The sequence below is a fragment of the Noviherbaspirillum agri genome, assembly GCF_054780595.1.
On sequence record NZ_BAAGWA010000001.1, the window covers coordinates 65,505 to 87,812 of the forward strand.

At 57.6% G+C, this 22,308-nt stretch carries 19 protein-coding genes and 1 tRNA gene; 18 read left to right on the forward strand and 2 right to left on the reverse strand.

Annotated features, from left to right (window positions below):
- Positions 1 to 22: 22 nt before the first annotated feature.
- Positions 23 to 511 carry a peptidylprolyl isomerase gene (locus ACYVIA_RS00320; protein ID WP_460836799.1) on the reverse strand — a complete coding sequence of 163 codons (489 nt, stop codon included), beginning with the start codon at positions 509 to 511 and terminating at the stop codon, positions 23 to 25.
- A gap of 22 nt (positions 512 to 533) precedes the next feature.
- A complete protein-coding gene (locus ACYVIA_RS00325; RefSeq protein WP_460836800.1) occupies positions 534 to 1,112 on the reverse strand; it encodes a peptidylprolyl isomerase in 579 nt (192 codons plus the stop codon).
- A 239-nt stretch (positions 1,113 to 1,351) separates the two neighbouring features.
- Here ACYVIA_RS00325 and cysS point away from each other — a divergent pair, with 239 nt between their 5' ends.
- The 18 genes from cysS (at position 1,352) to cheA (ending at position 22,308) form a co-directional block, all read left to right on the forward strand.
- Complete coding sequence (gene cysS / locus ACYVIA_RS00330; RefSeq protein ID WP_460836802.1) at positions 1,352 to 2,743, forward strand: cysteine--tRNA ligase; 1,392 nt, start codon at positions 1,352 to 1,354, stop codon at positions 2,741 to 2,743.
- Positions 2,744 to 2,748: 5 nt separating this feature from the next.
- Positions 2,749 to 3,399 (forward strand): DNA-3-methyladenine glycosylase family protein, encoded by a 651-nt coding sequence (locus tag ACYVIA_RS00335; protein ID WP_460836803.1) that lies wholly within the window; start codon positions 2,749 to 2,751, stop codon positions 3,397 to 3,399.
- Positions 3,400 to 3,440: 41 nt separating this feature from the next.
- The gene (locus ACYVIA_RS00340; protein WP_460836805.1) at positions 3,441 to 4,415 is read left to right on the forward strand and encodes an acetyl-CoA carboxylase carboxyltransferase subunit alpha; all 975 of its coding nucleotides are present in this window, start codon (positions 3,441 to 3,443) and stop codon (positions 4,413 to 4,415) included.
- A 3-nt stretch (positions 4,416 to 4,418) separates the two neighbouring features.
- Positions 4,419 to 5,798 (forward strand): tRNA lysidine(34) synthetase TilS, encoded by a 1,380-nt coding sequence (gene tilS, locus ACYVIA_RS00345; protein WP_460836806.1) that lies wholly within the window; start codon positions 4,419 to 4,421, stop codon positions 5,796 to 5,798.
- 144 nt (positions 5,799 to 5,942) lie between these two features.
- Positions 5,943 to 7,193: an aspartate kinase gene (locus ACYVIA_RS00350; protein WP_460836808.1), complete on the forward strand. Its 1,251-nt coding sequence runs from the start codon at positions 5,943 to 5,945 to the stop codon at positions 7,191 to 7,193.
- Between the two features lie 99 nt (positions 7,194 to 7,292).
- A tRNA-Ser gene (locus ACYVIA_RS00355) sits at positions 7,293 to 7,386 on the forward strand.
- Positions 7,387 to 8,537: 1,151 nt separating this feature from the next.
- Positions 8,538 to 10,529: an SDR family oxidoreductase gene (locus ACYVIA_RS00360; RefSeq protein ID WP_460836810.1), complete on the forward strand. Its 1,992-nt coding sequence runs from the start codon at positions 8,538 to 8,540 to the stop codon at positions 10,527 to 10,529.
- Entirely contained in the window at positions 10,529 to 11,971 is a 1,443-nt protein-coding gene (locus tag ACYVIA_RS00365; RefSeq protein ID WP_460836812.1) for a WS/DGAT/MGAT family O-acyltransferase, read from the forward strand. Before ACYVIA_RS00360 ends, ACYVIA_RS00365 begins: the two co-directional genes overlap by 1 nt.
- A 174-nt stretch (positions 11,972 to 12,145) precedes the next feature.
- Positions 12,146 to 13,861, forward strand: a complete 1,716-nt coding sequence (locus tag ACYVIA_RS00370) for an AMP-binding protein (protein ID WP_460836814.1) — start codon at positions 12,146 to 12,148, stop codon at positions 13,859 to 13,861.
- 59 nt (positions 13,862 to 13,920) lie between these two features.
- Positions 13,921 to 14,508 (forward strand): phasin family protein, encoded by a 588-nt coding sequence (locus ACYVIA_RS00375; RefSeq protein ID WP_460836815.1) that lies wholly within the window; start codon positions 13,921 to 13,923, stop codon positions 14,506 to 14,508.
- A gap of 688 nt (positions 14,509 to 15,196) precedes the next feature.
- Positions 15,197 to 15,514 (forward strand): flagellar transcriptional regulator FlhD, encoded by a 318-nt coding sequence (gene flhD, locus ACYVIA_RS00380; RefSeq protein WP_460836816.1) that lies wholly within the window; start codon positions 15,197 to 15,199, stop codon positions 15,512 to 15,514.
- 32 nt (positions 15,515 to 15,546) lie between these two features.
- Positions 15,547 to 16,113 carry a flagellar transcriptional regulator FlhC gene (flhC, locus tag ACYVIA_RS00385; protein WP_460836818.1) on the forward strand — a complete coding sequence of 189 codons (567 nt, stop codon included), beginning with the start codon at positions 15,547 to 15,549 and terminating at the stop codon, positions 16,111 to 16,113.
- Between the two features lie 29 nt (positions 16,114 to 16,142).
- Positions 16,143 to 16,949 (forward strand): class I SAM-dependent methyltransferase, encoded by an 807-nt coding sequence (locus tag ACYVIA_RS00390; RefSeq protein ID WP_460836819.1) that lies wholly within the window; start codon positions 16,143 to 16,145, stop codon positions 16,947 to 16,949.
- Between the two features lie 198 nt (positions 16,950 to 17,147).
- The gene (gene motA / locus ACYVIA_RS00395) at positions 17,148 to 18,008 is read left to right on the forward strand and encodes a flagellar motor stator protein MotA (protein ID WP_460836821.1); all 861 of its coding nucleotides are present in this window, start codon (positions 17,148 to 17,150) and stop codon (positions 18,006 to 18,008) included.
- A gap of 31 nt (positions 18,009 to 18,039) precedes the next feature.
- On the forward strand, positions 18,040 to 18,984 hold the full coding sequence (motB, locus tag ACYVIA_RS00400; protein WP_460836823.1) for a flagellar motor protein MotB: 945 nt from the start codon (positions 18,040 to 18,042) through the stop codon (positions 18,982 to 18,984).
- Positions 18,985 to 19,041: 57 nt separating this feature from the next.
- Positions 19,042 to 19,587 carry a chemotaxis protein gene (locus ACYVIA_RS00405; RefSeq protein ID WP_460836825.1) on the forward strand — a complete coding sequence of 182 codons (546 nt, stop codon included), beginning with the start codon at positions 19,042 to 19,044 and terminating at the stop codon, positions 19,585 to 19,587.
- A 64-nt stretch (positions 19,588 to 19,651) separates the two neighbouring features.
- Positions 19,652 to 20,017 carry a response regulator gene (locus ACYVIA_RS00410; protein WP_460836827.1) on the forward strand — a complete coding sequence of 122 codons (366 nt, stop codon included), beginning with the start codon at positions 19,652 to 19,654 and terminating at the stop codon, positions 20,015 to 20,017.
- 77 nt (positions 20,018 to 20,094) lie between these two features.
- A complete protein-coding gene (cheA, locus tag ACYVIA_RS00415; protein WP_460836829.1) occupies positions 20,095 to 22,308 on the forward strand; it encodes a chemotaxis protein CheA in 2,214 nt (737 codons plus the stop codon).

Consider the following 22,308-nt stretch of genomic DNA (forward strand, 5'->3'; position numbering starts at 1 on the left):
GTTGTTTCGGACGAATCGACGCTTAAACTTCTTCGGCTTTTTCGATGACGACGTTATCAACCGGCACATCGGCAAACATGCCGGTGCGGGTCGTCTTCACGGACTTGATCTTGTCGACCACGTCGGCACCTTCAACAACCTTGCCGAATACGCAATAGCCCCAGCCATCTTGGCCCGGATAGTCGAGGAAGCTGTTGTTCTTCACGTTGATGAAGAATTGCGCGGAGGCCGAATGCGGAGCGGAAGTGCGTGCCATTGCGATCGTGTAGGCATCGTTCTTCAGGCCGTTCTTTGCCTCATTCTCGATCGGCTCATTCGTCGGCTTTTGTTTCATGCCGGGCTCAAAGCCGCCACCCTGGATCATGAAGCCGTCGATGACGCGATGGAAGATGGTGCCATCGTAGTGGCCGGAGTGGACGTATGACAGGAAGTTCTCGACGGTCTTCGGAGCTTTCGCGGCGTCGAGTTCCAGTTTGATTTTGCCGTGGTTGGTAGTGAGGATGACAGCCATGGTATTCCTTAACGAGGTTGAATTACTTGCTAATGGTTGCGGATTCGATGACGACCGGATTGACCGGAACGTTCTGGTGCATGCCGCTGTTGGTGGTTTCCACTTTCTTGATCTTGTCGACGACTTCGGTGCCCTTGACGACCTTGCCGAACACTGCGTAGCCCCAGCCATCGCGGCTCGGGTAGTCGAGGAAGCTGTTGTTCTTCACGTTGATGAAGAACTGGGCGGATGCCGAGTGCGGAGCAGCGGTGCGCGCCATCGCAACGGTGTAGGCGTCGTTCTTGAGCCCGTTCTTCGCTTCGTTCTCGATCGGCGGATTTGTCGGCTTTTCACGCATGTTCTTGTCGAAGCCGCCGCCCTGGATCATGAAGTCGTTGATGACGCGATGGAAGATAGTGCCGTTGTAATGGCCGCTCTTCACGTATTGCAGGAAATTCTCGACGGTCTTCGGCGCTTTCTCCGGATAGAGCTCCAGCACGATTTCACCCATGTTGGTTTTCAGCGCGACCTGTGGGCTGTCTGCTGCTTGGGCACCAAGGAAAACGCTGCTCAGCGAAAGAGCTGTTACCAGGTGGATGAAATGCCGACGTGCGTTGTGCATTGCTGGTTCTCCTTTACTCTTTACAGACAAATAGTGATTGTGTATCTTCCTTCTCCCTTTGCCGGGGAGTGCAGTTTTAACCGATGTTATACTGCCGCGAAACCGTGCATTTTATCAAAATAAGCATGACTTAAGGTTTCGGCCACCTTGTTGCAGTACGTCATTCGCACGCTGCAGGAAGAGAATGAATCGCTGCCCAAGCGTCCGACAACGTCCCTAGCCGAAACGGAAAACCGCCCATGACCTCCATCAAGATCTACAACACGCTCGCGCGTGAGAAGCAGACCTTTGTCCCCATGCAACCCGGAAAGGTTCGCATGTATGTATGCGGAATGACGGTGTACGACTATTGTCATCTCGGTCATGCGCGGGTCATGGTGGTATTCGACATGGTGCAGCGCTGGCTGCGCACATCGGGCCTAGAGGTGACCTATGTGCGCAACATTACCGATATTGACGACAAGATCATCAAGCGCGCTGTCGAAAACGGTGAATCGATTTCGACACTGACGCAGCGCTTTATTGATGCGATGGACGAGGACGCTGCTGCGCTCGGTGTGCAGAAGCCGGATCATGAGCCTCGTGCCACGCAATTCGTGCCACAAATGCTCGACCTGATCGGGAAGCTCGAACGCAATGGCCTTGCGTACAAGGCGGCGGACGGCGACGTCAATTATTCCGTGCGCGAATTTCCGACTTACGGCAAGCTCTCGGGCAAATCGCTGGATGACCTGCGTGCCGGCGAGCGCGTGGAGCTGAACACGGGCAAGCGCGATCCGCTTGACTTTGTATTGTGGAAGGCTGCCAAGGAGACCGAGCCCGATGAAGTGAAATGGGATTCTCAGTGGGGCAAGGGCCGGCCGGGATGGCATATCGAATGCTCGGCAATGAGCTGCGAACTGCTTGGCGAGCAGTTTGACATCCACGGTGGCGGCGAGGATTTGCAGTTCCCGCATCACGAGAACGAGATTGCGCAGTCGGAAGGCGCGCACAAGCATCCGTTCGTGAACTACTGGATGCATAACGGCTTTATCCGCGTCGACAATGAGAAGATGTCAAAATCGCTCGGCAATTTCTTCACCATTCGTGACGTGCTGAAGAAATATGACCCGGAGATCGTGCGCTTCTTCATCCTACGCGCGCATTACCGTAGTCCGCTGAACTATTCCGATGCACATCTTGACGATGCCAAGCATGCGCTGACGCGCTTGTACACCGCGCTTAAGGATATCGCGCCTGATTCGCAGCCGCTTGACCGAAATGAGCATCACGCAGTTCGCTTTGCGGAGGCGATGAATGACGACTTCAACACGCCTGTTGCGATCGCCGTTCTCTTTGAGTTGGCCAATGAAGTCAACAAGACAAAGTCTGCCGAACTGGCGCGCCAGTTGAAGGCCCTTGCCGGCGCCATCGCCCTCCTGCAACGTACGCCGCAGGAGTTCCTGCAGGCCGGTCCGGCAGAGCAGGGCGGGCTTGCAGAGACGGACATCGCTGCGCAAATCGAAGCGCGTGCCGCCGCGAAGAAGGCGAAGAATTTTGCGGACGCAGACCGCATTCGCGCCGAGTTGCTGGCAAACGGCATCGTCCTTGAAGATAAGCCAGGCGGCATTACTGAATGGAGAAGGGCGTAAGCAGTATGGCAACAATGCGACAAGCGGCGGAGATCCCGTGCGCGCCCGCATATTGGCATGATGCCAAGGAAGAGCTGATGAAGCGCGACCGCATCATGCGCAAACTCATTCCACAGTTTGGCGACATGCACTTGACCGGCCGGAGTGAGGCATTCACAACATTGGCGCGGTCGATCATCAGTCAGCAGATTTCCGTCAAGGCGGCGGATTCGGTGTGGCAGAAAGTGATCGAAGTGTGTCCAAAATGCACGCCAGTGCAGGTCCTGAAAGCCGGGTCGGAGAAGCTCTCCGCGTGCGGATTGTCGAAAAGAAAAGCGGAATACCTCATCGATCTGGCCGACCATTTCAAGGCAAAACGTGTACATGCTGACAAGTGGATCGAGATGGACGACGAAGAGGTCATCTCGGAACTGATACAAATACGCGGAATCGGACGCTGGACAGCGGAGATGTTTTTGATATTTAATCTGCTCCGGCCCAACATATTGCCTTTGGACGACCTTGGTTTGCTCAAAGGCATCAGCATTAACTATTTTTCCGGTGAGCCGGTATCCCGCAGCGATGCACGTGAAGTTGCTGCCAACTGGGAACCGTGGCGCACAGTCGCGACGTGGTATCTGTGGCGCAGCCTCGATGCTGCGCCTGTCGTGTACTGAGTCGCGCGCGCAATTCACCTCGTGTTGCATAAGGAGGCACGATGAGCAAGACAACTTTTCTCGGTTTTGAGCAGCCAATTGCCGAACTAGAAGGAAAAATCGAAGAACTGCGCTTTGTGCAGGATGATTCGGCAGTGGATATCTCGGAAGAGATCGAGCGGCTCTCCAAGAAAAGCCAACAGCTCACGAAGGACATCTACGCAAAGCTGACGCCGTGGCAGGTCTCGCAGATTGCGCGCCATCCGCAGCGTCCTTACACGATGGATTACGTGAATGAGATTTTCACGGACTTCCATGAGCTGCACGGCGATCGTACGTATGCAGATGACCTGTCTATCGTTGGTGGCCTGGCCCGCTTCAACGGGCAGGCATGCATGGTGATCGGACACCAGAAGGGCCGCGATACCAAAGAGCGCGCCATGCGCAACTTCGGTATGCCGAAGCCGGAAGGCTATCGCAAGGCGATGCGCCTGATGAAGCTGGCTGAAAAGTTTGGCCTGCCGATTTTCACCTTTGTTGACACCCCTGGCGCTTTCCCCGGCATCGATGCCGAAGAGCGTGGACAGTCGGAAGCAATCGGCCACAACCTGTATGTAATGGCTGAACTGAAGGTGCCGTTGATCGCCACCATCATTGGCGAAGGCGGCTCTGGCGGTGCGCTCGCCATTGCAGTTGGCGACGCAGTGCTGATGCTGCAATACGCAACTTATTCCGTTATCTCGCCTGAAGGATGTGCATCGATTCTCTGGAAGACGTCTGAGCGCGCGCCGGATGCAGCTGATGCACTGGGCTTGACCGCACATCGTCTGAAGGCAATGGGCCTGATCGACAAGATCGTCAACGAGCCGCTCGGTGGAGCGCATCGCGACCCGAAGCAGATGGCAGCACTGCTGAAGCGTGCGTTGGCCGATTCCCTGCGCCAGTTCCAGGGCATGAAGACCAAGGATTTGCTTGCGGCACGCTACGAGAAGCTGATGGGCTACGGTAAGTTCAAGGAAATCAACACGCCGGAATAAGCTGTGACAGAAAAGCATGTGGCGTCGCCGGGCGACGCCTTCGAACGCGCGTTAGGAGAGATCCGGACGCGCGTTTCTGTTTCTGCGCTTGCAGTTGCATATAGTGGCGGCCTCGATTCCGCTGCCTTGCTGCACCTGGCGCACGCGTACGCGGCCAAGCATGGCATTGCGCTGTTTGCATTTCACATCCACCACGGCCTGAGTCCGAATGCGGATGAATGGCTGAAGCATTGCGAGCGCGAATGTGCGCGGTTGCAGGTCCGGTTTGGCGCACGCCGTATTACGCTCGATGGTATCGGCAGGAACGGTACCGAGCAGGCTGCGAGGATCGGACGCTATGCGGCATTGGGGGCGCTGTGCCGTGAGCATGCCGTTCCTGTCTTGCTGACGGCGCATCATTTGGACGACCAGGCGGAAACGGTGTTCATGCAGCTGCTTCGCGGTTCCGGGGTGGCCGGATTGTCCGGTATGGACAGGCTGAATGTGGCGCCGGAGCTGCTCAAGGATCCTGACCTGCTTGTCGGCCGGCCGTTGCTGGATGTGTCGCGGCTCGCATTGGAGCAATTCGTGACGCGTGAGGGCATTCGCCACGTAGTGGATGAGTCGAATGCAGACGTTCGTTACGTGCGCAACGCCTTGCGCCACAAGGTGATGCCGGTGGTCGCCGATGCGTTTCCAGGCTTTCAGCGCAGGATCGCGCGCGCGGCGCACCATGCGCAGTCGGCGCATCGCATGTTGAACGAACTGGCGGAGCAGGACCTCGGTGCGTGCCGCGATGGCGACGGCATTGATATTCGACTGCTGACCCGGTTCAGTGCTGACCGGATGGACAATGTCCTGCGCTATTGGCTTGCGTCGCGTGGTGTGCGCATGCCTTCCACAGCGTGGCTTGACGAGATGCGTGAGCAGCTGCTTGGAGCGCGCGAGGATGCGCAAGTGCGGGTGATACATGCTGATTGTGAAATTCGCCGACACCGCGGCCGGATTTTCATGACGCCTCGTCGCGACGATAATGCAGACGTTTCTGCAGTGGGCATCCGCTGGCAGGGCGAAAACCAGATCGCAGTGCCTGAATATGGCGGGGTGCTGCACTTTGAGTTGGTGGAGCAGGGCATTGATCCAGCCTGGCTGCGGAACCAGGAGCTGCTTGTGCGTTTTCGCCATGGTGGCGAAAAACTCAAGCCGGCGCCAAATCGTCCAACGAAGAGCCTAAAGCATCATTACCAGGCTTTGAACGTTCCGCCGTGGGAGCGTCAAAGACTTCCTGTGATCACTGTCAATAACAGGCTATTGTTTGCTGCCGGTATCGGGCTGAACTGGCGGGAATTCCCGGCCGGATCGGGTCAAGCCGTCAACCTGCACTGGGAATATTTTCGCGAATAGGCCGCCGCCGGATTTTTAACGACTTTCAATGATTTTTAACCTGATTTCTTCGCTTCTCTACTTGTCATTCTGAGTTGCAGACGGTAAAGTAAAGGGTTGATTTTAATCAAAATTTCTCTTTTTCAGCGCATTCCCCCAACCCTTATGGCTTTAATCGTCCACAAATACGGCGGCACTTCGATGGGCTCCACCGAGCGCATCAAGAACGTCGCAAAGCGCGTCGCCAAATGGCATGACGCGGGCCACCAGATTGTCGTGGTGCCTTCCGCCATGTCCGGCGAAACCAACCGGCTGATCGCCCTTGCCAAGGAAATCATGCCGCAGCCTGACCCGCGTGAGCTCGACATGCTGGCTTCGACCGGCGAGCAGGTGTCGGTCGCGCTGCTGTCGATGGCGCTGCAGACCATCGGCAAGAAGGCTGTTTCCTACGCAGGCTGGCAGGTACCGATCAAGACCGACTCCGCGTTCACCAAGGCGCGCATCCAGTCGATAGATGACGCGCGCGTGCGCAAGGATCTGGCCGAGGGCAAAATCGTGATCATTACCGGTTTCCAGGGCGTGGACGATGCAGGCAATATCACGACCCTCGGCCGTGGCGGTTCTGATACATCGGCCGTGGCCGTGGCCGCAGCGCTGAAGGCGCAAGAGTGCCTGATCTATACCGACGTCGACGGCGTCTATACAACCGACCCGCGTGTCGTGTCCGAAGCGCGTCGCTTGAAGACGGTGACGTTCGAAGAAATGCTTGAGCTGGCATCGCTTGGCTCGAAAGTGCTGCAGATTCGCTCGGTCGAATTCGCAGGCAACTACAAGATGCCGACGCGCGTCTTGTCGTCGCTGACCGACCCGCTCATGCCGCTGGAAGAAGAAGCCAATTCCGGTACCCTGATTTCGTTTGAGGAAGATACACACATGGAACAAGCCGTCATTTCGGGCATCGCGTTCAATCGCGACGAAGCGAAAATCACTGTGCTGGGCGTGCCGGACAAGCCGGGCATCGCTTACCAGATCCTCGGCCCGGTCGCAGATGCGAACATCGAAGTCGACATGATCATCCAGAACCAGTCCGTCGAAGGCAAGACCGACTTCACCTTCACCGTCGCACGCGGAGAATATGCGAAGGCGATGGATGTGCTGAACAAGAGCGTGAAGGATCATATCGGCGCAGGCAGCATCAGCGGCGACACCAAGGTGTCCAAGGTATCGGTGGTTGGCGTCGGCATGCGCAGCCATGTGGGCATCGCATCGCAGATGTTCCGCACGCTGTCGGAAGAAGGCATCAACATCCAGATGATCTCCACCTCGGAAATCAAGATCTCTGTCCTGATCGACGAGAAGTACATGGAGCTGGCTGTGCGTGCGCTGCACAAGGCGTTCGATCTCGAAAAAGCTTGATCAAACCCATCAAACTGCATTGTTTCATTGACCAAGTCCGCATGAGCAGCTATCATGCGGGACTTCACTTGGACGGAGTTGCAATGCCGTCGTGAGTGTGGAGACGTGGCCGAGAGGTCGAAGGCACTTCCCTGCTAAGGAAGCATATGGGCTTAAACCTGTATCGAGGGTTCGAATCCCTCCGTCTCCGCCAGATATCGAAAAGCCCCTTACGGGCAAGCCTCTCGCTTAACCTGTTGAAAGCGGTTGATTGACCGGGCAAATAGCCCCGTAAGTTCAACGACTTACGGGGCTTTCTGTTTGTCGAACTCAATCACGCCAGAGGATGCTGAACCTAGCCCGGCTCCAATGGTGCTCAAAAGGGTCGACGCTGAACTCACAGCAGGCGCACGGCGTCTGTTGCGGATAAAGTTCAGCGAGCCCCGCTGATTTCCAAGGCACAGATTATCGTTTTGGCCGGTCGGAAGGTTCCTGCAGTTCGCTTATACCCCTGCATTCGCCGCAGCACCTTGGCGACCCCGACCAATGAAAAAAGGCCGCATCCTTGCGAATGCGGCCCTTCAATCAGCCTTTGGCTATCCCAAAACCTTCAACAGGTTAAGCGAGGGGCTTGCCTTACGGGGCTTTTTTCTTTTCTGCGTGCCGCGTTGAGGGGGGCGTGAAGGACCCATTCCGGGAACTTGAGGTCAATCTCGCGTGAGGAAGTCCTGACTCGGTGGCTGGACAAACTTGTGCGCTCCATGGGAGGACGCATGACAGGCTCATCCAGTATCTCTTTTGCTCGCAGTTTGGCATTCCCGTTTCCATAGTGGTGTGGCAGTCGCTTACAGGAATGCAGTGCGTGCTTCTCAAGCGCCTGTAATACACCCGAAAGGTTAGACGGGGAGCCCCAGAACCTGCCAGATGCAAGGCGTGACGACGCGGCAGTAATGACGACGACAAGTAGGCGCAACGCAGCAGATGACGCGTCTGAGCATCTCCCAAGCCCCTTCCGGAGGGCATAACAGGCTCGAGGCTGCATTGAAAGCTCTTCCAAAAGGACTAGATTGGGGAGTGAGGAGCGCGCATGCAAGCACAGTACGTTGGCTGCCGCAGACATCGTTCTGCGCAGCGCGATAGCCTGTCTGGCGCAGCAGTATCCTGCCAGCAGCGATCCGTCTTTCCTCAGCATAAGCCGCCCGGCACGGGTGACATGCCCGCGTTTCAACAAGCCGCATTCGCCTTTGATTTCGTTCAATAGCGAGGTACTCGCGCGCAGGATAATCAAGTCGACTCGGCTTGCTGCGCAATGCATCGGTACAACGTGCGAGCCAGCATGTTTCTATGCCTTTGAAGGAGGCAAGCATGCGCTATTTTGTGACAGGAGCAACCGGCTTTATCGGCAAGAGACTTGTCGCCAGATTGCTCGCGCGACCCGATAGCGTCGTCTACTTTCTGATCCGGGGCGAAAGCCGCAAGAAGCTGCCTGCACTGTTTGCATATTGGAACGCAGATGAAAGTCGGCTCATTCCCGTCGAAGGTGACGTGCGTTCTGCCCGGCTTGGCATCTCTGATGAAGATATGCAAATGCTGACGCGGAACATCTCCCACTTTTTCCACCTTGCTGCGATCTACGACTTGAGGGCCGATCCCGAGGCGCAAATCCAGACGAATGTTGGTGGAACGCACAATGCGATTGCGTGTGCGAATGCGATTCGGGCGGGCTGCTTTCACCATGTCAGTTCCATCGCAGCAGCGGGATTGTTCGAGGGGATATTCCGCGAGGATATGTTCGACGAAGCGGAGAATCTTGCGCATCCATATTTTTCAACCAAGCATGATTCCGAGCGACTGGTGCGCGTGGAGTGCGAGGTGCCGTGGCGCGTGTATCGGCCCGGCATGGTGGTAGGCGATTCGCAGACCGGTGAAACGGACAAGATCGATGGCCCATACTATTTCTTCAAACTGATCCAGCGTATCCGCCGTATCCTGCCACCGTGGATGCCGGCAATTGGCATCGAAGGTGGACGCATCAATATCGTGCCGGTCGATTACGTGGTCAATGCGATGGCATATATCGCGCACCAACCCGGCCTCGACCGCCAGTGCTTCCATCTCACTGATCCCTCGCCCATGCGAGTGGGAGACGTGCTGAACACCTTGGCACGCGCGGCGCATGCGCCGACGATGAGCGTGAGAATCAATGCCGCGCTGTTCGGCTTCATTCCCGACGCAATACGCACGGGTCTGATGGCGTTAAAGCCGGTACGGCGCTTGCGGGATGCCATCATGAAGGATCTGGCGCTGCCGGACGACATCCTGCAGTTCATCAACTATCCGACGCGTTTCGATAACCGGCAGGCCGCGAAAGCGTTGGAAGGCAGCGGAATCGTTTGCCCGCATCTCGACCAATACGCAACGAAGATATGGGATTACTGGGAGCGCAACCTGGATCCCGATCTGTTTATCGACCGCAGCCTGGAAGGCCAGGTGGCAGGCAAGATCGCGCTGGTCACCGGCGGTTCATCGGGAATCGGGCTCGCAACGGCCCACAGGCTTGCCGAAGCCGGAGCGACCACCATCATCTGCGGGCGTGACGAGGCGAAGCTGGCCGCAGCAAAGAGCGAGATCAACGCAAAAGGATTTGATGTCATTACCTACTCGGTAAATCTGGCGGACATGGAAGACATAGAGCGCTTCCTGCAGACGCTGATTGCCAGGCACGGCAAGGTCGACATCCTCGTGAACAATGCAGGACGATCCATCCGTCGCGCGGTGGAGGCGAGCTTCGATCGCTTCCATGATTTCCAGCGCACCATGCAGCTAAATTACTTCGGCGCCTTGCGCGTGACCATGGGGTTGTTGCCCGCAATGATCGCGCAAAAATCGGGGCAGGTGATCAACATCTCGTCGATCGGCGTACTGACCAATGCGCCGCGCTTCTCGGCCTATGTGGCGTCGAAAGCCGCGCTCGATGCCTGGACGCTGTGCGCTGCATCGGAATTTTCCGATTTGGGAATCCACTTCACGACGATCAATATGCCGCTGGTGCGTACGCCGATGATTGCACCCACAAAAATTTACAGGGATGTGCCGACCCTGTCGCCGGACGAAGCGGCCGAGCTGGTTGTGCAGGCAATCGTCACCAAGCCGGTACGCATTGCAACGCGAGTAGGAATAGCGGGGCAGGGCATGCATACGATGACGCCGCATCTCGCGCAGATTGTGCTGAATACGGCGTTCCGCATGTTCCCTGATTCGGAGGAGGCTGCCGGCGCGGAACATGGCAAGGACGTGCATGCTGTTTCCGGCGAGCAGAAGGCAATGCAGCACCTGCTACGGGGAGTGCACTTCTGATGACGGAGAGGGAACCACTATCGAGCGTTGATACGGCCTGGTTGCGCATGGACCGCCCGACCAACCTCATGATCATATGCGGCATGATGATGTTGGACCGTGAGGTAGACCTGGAGCGGCTGCGCGAGGTCGTCAGAACGCGCCTGCTGTGCTTTCACCGCTTTCGTCAGCGTGTGGTGGAGGAAGCCGTCGGTGCGTATTGGGAAGACGATCCCGATTTCAACCTCGACTGGCACGTGCGCAGGATCGCCATACCGCATTTGGCGAATGGCAATGGGCTGGAAGAGGTGGTGAGCGATTTGATCAGCACGCCGCTCGATCCCAGCAAGCCGATGTGGCAGTTCCATCTGATTGATGACAACAGCGGAGGCAGCACGCTCGTGCTGCGCATCCATCATTGCTATGGCGACGGTTTTGCGCTGACCCATGTCGTGGGTTCCCTTACCGATATTGATCCGCACAAACCGCATCCTCCTGTCGAAGATATCGGTGGAACGGAAACTCACCGCAGCGCGTGGGAGAGGATGCTGGGACCGGTGACAGAGGCAGTAGGAGATGCCGTGCGCTCCATGCTTGCGGTCATCGATACCGGACGGGAGTGGCTGGCGCAGCCCGAGCAGGCAATCGAATGCGGAAGGACAGGCGTGGACCTGGCATATGAAGCGGCATTCATTGCGGGCATGACGCCGGACTCGCATACGCGCTTGAAGGGACATCTTGGGGTGATGAAACGGGCTGCGTGGGCAGAGCCGCTGCCGCTGTTTGAAGTGAAGGCGCTGGCGGAGGCACTGGGCTGCTCGGTCAATGACGTGTTGCTTGCCTGTGTCACCGGAGCCTTGCGCTCCTATCTGATCGAGCAGGGCGACGCAGTAGAAGGCTGTGACGTGCGTGCGCTGGTGCCGGTGAACCTGCGGCCGCCGGGGCCCATCACCGAGCTTGGCAACCGGTTCGGCCTTGTGTTCCTGAGCTTGCCGATCGGTATCGCGCACCCCTTCGAGCGACTGTATGAAGTGAAGACGCGCATGGCAGCGCTGAAACATTCTCAGCAGCCATTGGTTGCACTCGGCATTCTCGCAGGCATGGGGCTGCTTCCGAAAGCGCTCAAGGAAAGAGTGCTGGAGTCGCTCGCTGCCAATGCCAGCGCGGTGATCACCAACGTGCGTGGCACGCCGGAGCCGCGTTACATCGCCGGCGCACGCATCACGCGCCAGGTCTTCTGGGTGCCGCAATCAGGCGGCATTGGCTTGGGCATCAGCATTCTCAGCTACGGCGGGAAGATCGATTTCGGCATCGTCAGCGATGTGAAGCGCGTGCCTGATCCGGGTGTGATCGTGCAGCGCTTCCGCAATGAATTTGAAACCTTGCTGTTGCAATCACTGCTCATGCCATGGCCTGGCGAGTTGCCTCAAGTCGATACCGGCGATGCCGTCGCTGTGGGGTGAAAAGCAGGTTTCATTTAGGTGTGATCGCCTACGTCGATTGAGGGCATGTTCTGACGTATCGCAAAACTGACATGCCCCCCTCGGCGCATCGTCTTTCTCGAGCGGCGGCCCGAACGCTGTACAGGGCTGCACTACATGCCACTACATGCATTAGTTCATACAGCGAGGTCCATCATGCAGAAACCATGGCTTCAGAGTTATCCATCGAATGTGCCTGCGGAAGTCGATCTGGAACAGTTCTCTTCGCTGAAGGCAGTCCTAGAGCAGACGTGCAGGCAATTTAAGGATCTGCCGGCGTTTACCAACCTGGGTGCATCTGTCACGTACAGGCAACTGGATGAGCTGTCGCATGCTTTCGCAGCCTATCTGCAAAAGGTTCTGGGGCTGGCCAAGGGCGATCGCATTGCGATCATGATGCCCAACCTGCTGCAATACCCGGTGGCACTGTTCGGCGCATTGCGGGCCGGTTGCATCGTGGTCAATACCAATCCGCTCTACACCGCGCGCGAGTTGCAGCACCAGCTTGTGGACTCCGGCGCAGTCGCAATTGTCGTACTGGACAATTTTGCGCATACGGTGCAGGAGGTGTTGCCGAACAGTTCGGTGCGCCATGTGATCACGACGCGGCTTGGCGATCTGCTGCACTTCCCGAAAGCACAGATTGCGAATTTCGTCGTCAAGCATGTCAAGCACATGGTGCCGGAGTGGCATATCGACGGCGCGATCTCTTTCCATGACGTGGTCAAGCATGGCGCGGACATGGTGTTGGAGGACATTCCGCTGCAGCGCGAAGACACGGCCTTCCTGCAGTACACAGGAGGAACGACCGGTGTGCCGAAGGGAGCAATTCTCACGCACGGCAACATGGTCGCGAACCTGCTGCAAACCGAGGCATGGGTGAAGGGGGTGCTTATTCCCGGGGAGGAGACCAGCATCATTCCGCTGCCGCTCTATCATGTATTTGCGCTGACGGCGATGCTGACTTACTTCAAGCTCGGCGCCAACAACGTGCTGATCACCAATCCGCGCGACATCCCTGCTTTCATCAAGGAGCTCAAGCACACGAAGTTCAGTGCACTTATCGGCGTGAACACGCTGTTCAATGCATTGCTGAATGCGCCGGGCATCGAGGAGGTCGATGCCTCGGATGTGAAGGTGGTGGTCGCAGGCGGTATGGCAGTGCAGCGTGCCGTGGCAAAACGCTGGCACGAGATATTCGGTGTACCGATTATCGAGGGCTACGGCCTGACCGAGACCTCGCCGATTGTTTGCGCCAATCCACTGGATATCGATGAGTACACTGGCATGATCGGCCTGCCGGTCCCCTCCACAGAGGTGGCGATCCTGGATGACGATGGCAATGAACTGGCTATCGGCGCACTTGGCGAGATCTGCATCCGTGGACCGCAGGTGATGAAGGGTTACTGGAACCGGCCGGACGAGACCGCCCATGTATTTGAACGTGGCGGCTGGCTGCGCACCGGGGACATGGGATGCATGGACGAGCGCGGCTACGTCAAGTTGGTCGACCGCAAGAAGGATGTGATCGTCGTGTCCGGCTTCAAGGTATTTCCCAATGAGGTGGAGGACGTGGTCGTGATGCATCCCGGCGTACTGGAAGCTGCGGCCATCGGCATCGCCGACGAGCACTCGGACCAGGCGGTGAAGATCGTCGTTGTGTGCAAGGACCCGACGTTGACGGCCGACGCGCTGCTCGAGCACTGCAAGCAGAACCTGACGGCATACAAGGTGCCGAAGTACGTTGTATTCCGCGATCAGGCGCTTCCCAAATCCAATATCGGCAAGATTCTGCGGCGCGTGGTGAAGGAAGAAGAAGAACACGCCGGCGCCGCAAACCAGTCCGACACATCTGCAGCACCCGCCGCCTGATGCCAGGCATTTTCAATGTGAATCAACTGATGGAGGTAAGCATAAACATGGTTAAAAGAATGAAAGCAGTGGCAGACGCAAGTGATGCTCAGTTGGCTAGCACCGTTCGCAACTCGGCGCAGCAGATATGGCAGGCTGGGCTAGGCGCGCTGGTCAGGGCGCAGCGCGAAGGCGGCGACGCATTTGCGAAGCTGGTGAAGGACGGCGCCGAAGTGCAGCACCGCACCCAGCATATGGCGGGGGAGAAATTCTCAGGCGTCGCGCTTTCAGTCGCGCGGCTGGCAGACAACCTCGGCAAGCAGGCTGCCGATTCTTGGGAAAAGCTGGGTTCTGCCTTTGAAGATCGCGTGTCGCGCTCACTGAAGGGCTTGGGTTTCCCATCGCAGAACGATATCCATGCGCTGACCAGGCAGATCGAGGAGCTGAACAAATCCGTCAATGCGCTCTTGGGAAGGGAGGCGTCTTCCAGGAAGAGGGCGGTGACCGTGGAGAAAACCGGCGTGAAGAAGTCGTTGCCGAAAGCGAGCCGGAAGAGCGCCACAAGTGTTGCGATTCCGGTAGCGGTACCGAAGAAGCCGCGTGCGAAGAAAACAATACCGATCGCACCTGCTCATCCTGAAGCCGTCACGGCATCAAGCGCCGCTTGAGTTTCTCCTGAGCCGCGGTCCGGAGCGCGTTGCAATTGGTGCAGCATTGTCATCGACGCTGGTGTGTCGAGTGGTGAGATTGCGCTCCGGGCCTGAAGGGACGTCGCAGAGGCGTAGGTTATCAATTTGGCAAGTCTCAACACACTCTCACCAGTCCTGCCTGCAAGCGACAGGCCACGACCAGAAAACTAATAAAAATTTTTTGTCTCAACCCTAAATCCTGCAATTTCGCTGCCGTTAACCAAAACAGCTGTGGTTCGCCCTGAAAAAATTGAAGAAATTTTGATGGTCAACCCTAAAGTTTCGAGCGATGCGGCCGTTATACAACTCAGCCGTATGACGAAATGTGTTGGATAACCCGGCGAAAGCCATTTATTGCAAACACTTTTTGCAAACAAAAACGCATAAAACAAAAACAAGATTTTTAGAGAAATCCCACGGCAAAGGGAAAATGGCCAGTCAGCGGAATTGACTGCGGGTCCAAGCCCCAAGCCACTTTCGCGCAATGTGGGAGGCGCGGGAAGAAATGTATTCAGGCTTTGTAGGACGGATTCCTACAGGCCTTGTTGCGCTATGTCTGTCGGAAAATACAGTTCATATCCTATTTTCCTCAAGTTGTTTCGAGGTCAGAATCGGTCTCACTGAGATGCCTGTAGGCAACAGTTTCTACGAGACAAGGGGATGAACCATGAACACGAAGGACATATTGGCTGAAATTCGTGATGCTAACTTGAGCTACTTGATGCTTGCGCAGCAGATGATTCGTTCCGACAAGGCCACCGCAATCTTTCGCCTCGGGATCAGCAATGAAATCGCCGATCTCCTTGATGGCCTCAATAATGCACAGATTTTGAAGCTCGCCAGCACCAACATGATGCTTGCGCGCTTCCGCTTTGATGATGGTGCGATCCTCGGTATGTTGACCGGCCATAGCAAGGACCGCGAACTGGCGCATTCGCATGCTGCCATTCTGATGGCGGGCCAGTCGATCGAGGAAATCTCCTAAGCAGGTTGGTTCGGGACAAGACGGAGTTAAAGATGTCCAAGAAAAGCGTGGTCACGGAAGCACAGGAAATCCAGCTTGCCATCGAGCTCATCAACCTTGGTGCGCGCCTGCAGTTGCTGGAATCGGAAACAAGCCTGTCCCGCGAACGCCTGCTGAAGCTGTATAAGGAACTCAAGGGTGTGTCGCCGCCGAAAGGCATGCTGCCGTTTTCAACGGACTGGTTCATCACCTGGCAGCCGAACATCCATTCGTCCCTTTTCATCAATATCCACAAATATCTGGTCGAGCATGCCCAGATTTCGGGTATTGAAGCGGTCATGAAGGCCTACAAGCTGTATCTGGAACAGGTCGAGCCTGATCCGAGCGGCGAGCCGGTCCTGTCCCTGACCCGTGCCTGGACGCTGGTGCGTTTCTTCGAAAGCAAGATGCTGGAAACCGCGTGCTGCAGCAAATGCGGTGGCGATTTCGTCGTGCATCGGCTGGACCTGCATGATGACTACATCTGCGGCCTGTGCCATATGCCTTCGCGCGCAGGCAAGACGAAGAAGCTGAAAGAGGAAACGGCTGTCGCGTCGCTTCCTGTGTCCAGCCCGGCCTGATCCCTTCATCAGCAGCAGGCCGCTCTTCCATGAAAAGCGCTCGCCCTGGCGCGGGCGCCTCTCCGCATCATTCCTCCCTCCGCATTCCCGCCGTTGAGGCATTGCTGATCCAGTTGCTTTCGTTTGCACTGGTCTGGCTGATTGCGACTGGCTTGTCCGTGTTGACAGAGTGGCAGCTGACGGTCGCTGTCGCTGCGCTCCTGCAGGGAGGCATCGCTGCGCTCCTGGCGAGCTTGCGCAGGATGGCTGCGTGGTGGATTCCCATCCATTTCCTGTTTCCCGTCGCGCTGATCTTGCTGCTCGCAGTGGGCCTGCCGTCCTGGATCTTCCTGCTGACGTTTATCGCCTTGCTGGTGTTGTACTGGACGACGTTTCGCACACAGGTGCCGTTCTATCCATCCAACCGCGCCACATGGGACGCCGTTGCGAAACTGCTGCCTTCCGGCCGGCCCGTGCGCTTCATGGATGTCGGCAGCGGACTTGGCGGCCTGGTGCTGGATCTGTCGGCAAAGCGCCCGGACGGCATCTTTGCCGGCATCGAGGTTGCGCCGCTGCCTTGGCTCGTGAGTTTGCTGCGCGCCCGCACGGGACAGCATTCATGCGGTGGTGCCACCTTTCTTCGCGGGGATTATCGCCGGCTGGATTTCGCCGACTACGACGTCATCTTCGCCTACCTCTCGCCGGCGGCGATGCCTGCGCTATGGGAGAAGGCGAGGGCGGAGATGCGGCCCGGTACGCTGTTGCTCAGTTATGAATTTGTCATCCCGGGAGCCGAGCCGCAGATCGCGATACAGCCAGAGGTGGAAGGTCCTTTTCTTTATGGATGGACACTGTGAACTATTGCATTGCATGCCTCATTCGCCGCGTGCTGTCTCTCTGTTCAAGTTTTCTGCATCAGCGTCGTTATCTCTCTTGATGGGCATGTACTGGCCAGGAGCTCGCTCAGCTGCGTAAAACATACAGGTTGTGATCCGCGCGGCGAATTGGCACAATGGTTGACCACGAGCAATAATTTTTATACCGGAGCTGCTGTCTTGCTAGTCATTGCTGGATATATCATCGTCGTCGCTTCTGTCTTTGGCGGATTTGCATTGGCCGGCGGGCATCTTGCGTCCCTGTTCCAGCCGCTGGAGCTGTTGATGATCGGCGGCGCCGCAGTGGGTGCTTTCTTCGTCGGCAACAATGGCAAGGCGATCAAGGCCACGCTGAAGGCCTTGCCGTCCCTGTTCAAGGGCTCACGCTACACCAAGGCCTTGTACATGGAGCTGATGACCTTGCTGTTCGAGATCCTGACCAAGGTCCGCAAGGAAGGCCTGATGTCGATCGAAGGCGACATCGACAGTCCGAACGAAAGCCCCATTTTCGCCAAGTACCCGGGCATCCTCGCCGACCACCACATTATCGAATTCATGACGGACTACCTGCGCCTGATGGTGTCGGGGAACATGGACGCGTTCCAGATCGAAAACCTGATGGACAACGAGATCGATACGCATCATGCGGAAGGCGAGATCCCGGTCCACTGCATTGCCAAGGTAGGCGATGCCATGCCGGCCTTCGGCATCGTGGCTGCGGTGATGGGCGTGGTGCACACCATGGGTTCGGTCGGCCTGCCGCCGGCGGAGCTTGGCATCCTGATCGCGCACGCGCTGGTCGGTACTTTCCTTGGCATTCTGCTCGCATACGGTTTCGTCGGACCGCTCTCCAGCCTGCTGGAGCAGAAGCTGCATGAATCCTCAAAGATGTTCCAGTGCGTGAAGGTGACGTTGCTGGCGAGCCTGAACGGCTATGCCCCTGCACTCGCTGTCGAATTCGGCCGCAAGGTACTGTTCTCCACGGAGCGTCCGTCGTTCAGCGAACTGGAAGAGCACATCAAGGCATCCAAGTCGAAGTAATCGTCCAGTCATTTAAGAGCGGAAGAGCAACATGGCCGACGAAGGGCTACGTCCCATTATCGTAAAGCGAGTCAAGAAGGGTGGCGGCGGCCACCATGGCGGCGCATGGAAAATCGCGTATGCCGACTTCGTCACCGCGATGATGGCGTTCTTCCTCCTGATGTGGCTGCTTGGCTCCACCTCCAAGGGCGACCTGCAAGGTATCTCCGATTACTTCAATACACCCCTCAAGGTTGCAATGTCCGGCGGCAGCGGCGCCGGCGACAGTTCCAGCCTGGTCAAGGGCGGCGGCAAGGACCTTACCCGCAAGGAAGGCCAGGTCCGGCGCACTGACGATCCGGACAACAGCAAGACCTACACGCTCGCACCAGGTAACTTGCGGCAAGCCGAAGCGGAGCTGGAGCGTGCCGAGCGCGCTCGGCTGCGTGCGCTGAAGGCGCGCATCGAGGCGGCGATCGATTCCCGGCCATTGCTGAAGCAGTTCAAAAGCCAGCTCCTGCTCGATATCACATCGGAAGGCTTGCGCATCCAGATCGTCGACGAAAAGAACCGCCCCATGTTCGCCCTCGCCAGCGCGGAGCTGCAGCCCTATACCCGTGAAATCCTGTTTGAAATCGGACAGGCATTGAATGACGTGCCGAACCGGATCAGCCTGTCGGGTCACACCGATGCCACACCTTATGCAAGCGGCGAAAAAGGCTACAGCAACTGGGAGCTGTCTGCTGACCGCGCGAATGCATCGCGGCGCGCACTGATTGCCGGCGGCATGGGGGAAGCAAAGGTTCTGCGCGTGGTTGGATTGTCATCGGCTGTCTTGTTCGACAAGAGCGATCCGTTCAATCCGATCAACAGGCGGATCAGCATCATCGTGATGAACAAGAAAGCGGAAGAAAACGCTTCCAGGGATGGCGGCACGATTGAAGTCACGGACGGTGCACAAGCTACTCCGGAGTTGATCAGTGCCGGTGCAAACTGATAGCGGTACTCGTGGTTCGCGGTTGGTGCGAATCGTCGTGCAGGACAGGGAATTTTCATGACAAGAGAAAAACTGCTGGGATCTCAGGTGAAGGACCTGCTATCCAATTTGTCGGGCCACGGAACCCAGCACCTGACCGAAGTGGAGACCGACCTGATGCAGACCAGCATTCTGCTCGGCGAGGCCATTGAAAAGCTGGGTGCAAGTTTCATGGCAATTCACGAAGCTGTCACGGCGCAGCAGCAGGAAATCGATCTGCTGCTTGCCGGTGCAGCGCCGTCCCCGGAGATTGCAGAAAAGCTGAGGGCCAAGCAGGCCGAGATCGGACAGCACGTCAACGCGGCTGTCACCGGACTGCAGTTTCAGGATATGACCAACCAGCTGATCGGTCGCACCGTCAAGCGGGTCACCGGCCTGCGCGAGGTGCTCGACGGCGTGGGCTCCGGCAGTTCAGGCATACCTGAAGGCAGTGCGGAAGAAATTGTGGAGACGCTTAACAGCATCAACACGGTGCTGGAAGAGCAAAGCGCCAGGCTCGAAAACGCATTATGGAAAGCCGTCTGTCAGACGCACATGGAAAGCGGCGACATCGAGCTGTTTTAACGGGTACCGGACAACAGGCAAGCGCGGCCCGGCCGCAAACAAGAGACTAGCAGGAGTGACAGAGATGGCAAAAACGATATTGGCAGTAGACGATTCCGGATCGCTGCGCCAGATGGTGGTGTTCAGCTTGCGGGCGGCCGGCTATCAGGTGACTGAGGCGGTGGACGGACAGGACGGCCTGGAAAAGGCGAAGACACAGATATTCGATCTTGTGCTGACCGACCAGAACATGCCGCGCATGGACGGGCTGACGCTGATCCGCTCCCTGCGTGGCTTGCCCACCTATCAGAAGGTGCCGATCCTGATGCTGACCACCGAATCGAGCGACGAAATGAAATCGAAGGGACGTGCTGCCGGCGCCAATGGCTGGCTGGTAAAGCCGTTCGATCCGCAACGCTTGACGGAAGTGGTGCGAAAAGTCATTGGCTGATGCGGACCGCAGCCGGCACCTCGCAGCGGCTGCGATATCTGAAGAACCAAGTAAAGCGTAGATGACGGAGACCGATAATGACCATTGACATGAGCCAGTTCTTCCAGGTGTTCTTTGACGAGACCGAAGAACTCCTCGCCGAGATGGAAAAGCTGCTCCTCGCGATCGACGTATCCTCGCCCGACCCGGAGGATCTCAACGCGATCTTCCGCGCTGCACATTCCATCAAGGGCGGCGCGGGCACTTTCGGCCTGACCGACCTGACCGAGGTGACCCATGTGCTCGAGTCCTTGCTCGACAAGATCCGCAAGGGCGAAATGTCCTTGTCGTCGGAGCATGTCGATGCCTTCCTGGCTGCCAAGGACGTGCTCAAGATGCAGCTTGACGGTCATCGCCTGAATACGCCGGTCGACCAGGATGCGGTGAGCAATGCCCGCATGATGCTTGAAGCGCTGTCAAACGGCGCAACGCCGACGCCGGCTCCTGTCGCATCACTGGAAGTCAATCCGCCAGCGCAGGATCCTGCAACTGCCGCCGCTGGAGGTGCGCACCGGTTTCATATCGAATTGCCAAAACTGCCAGAGCGTGACGTCGAGGCCCTGATGGCCGAACTCGGTCTGCTGGGGCAGATCGCCAAGACACCGCTGGATGACGGCCGCGTTGCATTCGATCTCGCCGGCGATACCAACGTGGACGACATCGTTGCCATCTGCTCGTTCATCGTCGACACCAAGGACCTGAAGATTACCGAGCAAGCCGCGCCGCGCGCAATGAGCGCTGCGGAAGCGAAAGCCGCGCAGGAGCATGCGCAGGGCTATGGCTTCTTCGAGGGCTTCGAACCGACGGGCCAGACCGAAGCAGAAAAGGCTGCTGCCGAGAAGTCGGCGCAGGAAGCGGCGCAGGGATACGGCTTCTTCGACAACTTCGAGACTCCGGCAATGCGCGCAGCGAAGGAGGCAGCAAAGGACGCAGAGGCCAGTCCAGTTCCTGCGCAGCCGGTTGCACCTGCAGCAACGTCAGTACACGATGAGTCGAACGCGCCGGCTTCCGAGAAAAAGGCGGCAGCCCGGCGTGAAGCCGAAAAGGTGGCGCACAACGCCGAGACGACATCGATCCGTGTCGGCATTGAGAAAGTCGACCAGCTCATCAACCTCGTCGGTGAACTGGTCATCACGCAGGCAATGATCGAGCAGCGGACCAGCACGCTCGACCCGATGCTGCACGAGCGCCTGTTGAACAGCGTCAGCCAGCTGACACGCAATACGCGCGATTTGCAGGAAGCGGTGATGTCGATCCGCATGATGCCGATGGACTACGTGTTCTCGCGCTTCCCGCGCATGGTGCGCGACCTCGCCGGCAAGCTAGGCAAGCGCATTGAATTCGTGACCCACGGCGCTGCCACGGAACTGGATAAAGGCCTGATCGAACGAATCGTCGATCCGCTGACTCATCTGGTGCGCAACAGTATCGACCACGGCATCGAAATGCCGGAGGTGCGCAAGGCAGCGGGCAAGAGCGAAGTCGGCAAGCTGTCGCTGTCTGCCGCGCATCAGGGCGGCAATATCGTGATCGAGGTCACAGACGATGGCGGCGGGCTCAATCGCGAAAAGATCCTTGCCAAGGCGAAGTCACAGGGCCTGGCTGTCACCGACAACATGCCTGACGCAGACGTGTGGCAACTGATTTTCGCGCCGGGATTCTCCACTGCCGAGATCGTCACCGACGTATCCGGACGCGGCGTTGGCATGGATGTCGTCAAGCGCAATATCAGCGCGATGGGCGGCGTGGTCGATATTCGCTCGGCCAAGGGATTCGGTACCACCATTTCGATCTCGCTGCCGCTGACACTGGCCATCCTCGACGGCATGTCAATCAAGGTCGGCGAAGAAATCTACATCCTGCCGCTAGGCTATGTGGTGGAATCGCTGCAGCCCGCACCGGAAGACGTGAAGGAAATCACGGGCCAGGGCCGCGTCATCAAGGTGCGCGGCGACTATTTGCCGCTCATTCCGCTGTACCAGATGTTCGACATCGAGCCGCGCTTTACCGATCCCTCGGAAGGCATCGTGGTGATCCTTGAATCGGACGGTCGGAAGGCAGCGCTGTTTATCGATGACCTCGTCGGCCAGCAGCAGGTCGTGGTCAAGAACCTCGAATCGAACTACCGCAAGGTTGCGGGAATTTCCGGCGCCACCATTCTCGGCGATGGTGGCGTGTCGCTCATTATCGACGTCGCAGCCTTGTTGCGGTCGAGCCGACAGCTCAATAATGATGAATCCATTTTTTCCTGA